The 2,002-nt window shown below is 67.9% G+C and carries 2 protein-coding genes; both read right to left on the bottom strand.

The window, feature by feature from the left end; genetic code table 11:
* Positions 1-165 precede the first annotated feature (165 nt).
* Positions 166-738 (bottom strand): potassium-transporting ATPase subunit KdpC, encoded by a 573-nt coding sequence (gene kdpC / locus VMS22_08555; GenBank protein HXJ34079.1) that lies wholly within the window; start codon positions 736-738, stop codon positions 166-168.
* Positions 739-753: 15 nt separating this feature from the next.
* Positions 754-2,002 (bottom strand): potassium-transporting ATPase subunit KdpB (gene kdpB / locus VMS22_08560; GenBank protein ID HXJ34080.1); only part of this gene is annotated, 1,249 nt, incomplete at its 5' end.

Genomic DNA, 2,002 nt, shown 5'->3' on the forward strand with positions numbered 1-2,002 from the left:
CAGGGGGTGTTTGCGTGGCCTGCGTGGCGTGGGCCGGTGTGGCTCGGGTCGCCAGCAGGGTCATCAGGAAGATCGAGATCATCCGTGTCGTCATGGGTCGCCCCTTCGAGCGCATGGCGCGAGCCCTTCGGGCACGGGACACGCGATCTTCATGCCGATGTCCTCTCAGCGCTTCGCGTCCAGGGCCAGATTGAGCGCGAGGACGTCGACGACGGGCTCGCCGAGCATGCCCAGCTGTCGTCCGTGCGTGTACCGCACGACCAACGTCTGGACTTCGGGCTCCGCGAGGCCGCGGGCTCGGGCGACCCGCGCGACCTGGTAGCGAGCGGCCGCCGGGCTGACGTTCGGGTCGAGACCGCTGCCGGACGCCGTCACGAGGTCGACGGGGACGGGCAGCTTGTTGTCCGGATCGGCGGCCTTGAGCGCATCGACCCGACCGCGAACGGCGTCGACGAGCGCGTCGTTCAGCGGTCCCATGTTCGACCCCGAGGACGCTGCGCCGTTGTAACCGACGGGCGCCGTGGCGGAGAGCCGGCTCCAGAAGTACTTGGGGTCGTCGAACGGCTGCCCGATGAGGGTCGAGCCGAGGACCTTGCCGTCCTTCACGATCAGGCTGCCGTTGGCCTGTGTCGGAAAGGCGATCTGGGAGATCGCGGTCACGGCCAACGGATAGGCGACGCCGGTCACGACCGTCAGGACTACGAACACCAAGAGCGCGGGACGGAGTTGGTTCATGATCGTCTCCTTGTGCCTTCAGGCGAGACCGAGCCCGGCCAGCACCATGTCGATCGCCTTGATGCCGATGAACGGCGCGACGATGCCGCCGAGACCGTAGATGAGGAGGTTGTCGCGCAGCAGCGTCGAGGCGCCTACCGCGCGGTAACGGACGCCGCGCAGCGCGAGCGGGATCAGCCCGATGATGATGAGGGCGTTGAAGATCACGGCCGAGAGAATGGCGCTCTGCGGGGTCGCGAGACCCATGACGTTCAACCTGCCGAGGACCGGGTACGTGGTAGCGAACGCCGCCGGAATGATCGCGAAGTACTTCGCGACGTCGTTCGCGATGCTGAACGTCGTGAGCGAGCCCCGGGTCATGAGGAGCTGCTTCCCGATCTCGACGATCTCGATGAGCTTCGTCGGGTTCGAGTCGAGGTCCACCATGTTGCCGGCTTCCTTGGCCGCCTGCGTACCGGTGTTCATGGCGACGGCGACGTCCGCCTGCGCGAGTGCCGGCGCGTCGTTGGTGCCGTCGCCCGTCATGGCGATCAGGCGGCCGCCGCGCTGGTACTCGCGGATCAGCTCGAGTTTCTTCTCCGGCGTGGCCTGCGCGAGGAAGTCGTCGACGCCCGCCTCGGCAGCGATCGACGCGGCCGTGAGCGGGTTGTCCCCGGTGATCATCACCGTCTTGATGCCCATCTGCCGCAGCTCGGCGAACCGGTCCTTGATGCGGGTCTTGACGATGTCCTTGAGCTGGATGACCCCCACGACCTCGGCCCCGTCGGCCACGACGAGCGGAGTCCCGCCCTCGGTGGCGATCGAATCGACGCTCCGTTGCACGGCGACGGGAAAGCGGCCGCCCGAGCTCTTGATGTACTCCTCGATTGCGTCCGCCGCTCCCTTGCGCACCCGCCGGCCGTCCAGGTCGACGCCGCTCATGCGAGTCTGAGCGCTGAAGGGGACGAACGCGGCCTTGAGGTCATGGATGTTGCGCTCGCGGAGCCCGTACTTGTCCTTGGCGAGGACGACGATGCTCCGGCCTTCCGGGGTCTCGTCGGCGAGCGAGGCGAGCTGCGCCGTATCAGCGAGCTTCTCGACCGCTACGCCGTCGACGGGGATGAATGCGGTCGCCTGCCGGTTGCCGAGGGTGATCGTGCCGGTCTTGTCGAGCAGCAGGACGTCGACGTCGCCGGCCGCCTCGACGGCGCGGCCCGACATCGCGATGACGTTCGCCTGGATCATGCGATCCATCCCGGCGATCCCGATGGCGGAGAGGAGGCCGCCG

The sequence above is a fragment of the Candidatus Eisenbacteria bacterium genome (genome assembly GCA_035577985.1).
Lineage (GTDB): Bacteria > Desulfobacterota > Binatia > DP-6 > DP-6 > DATJZY01.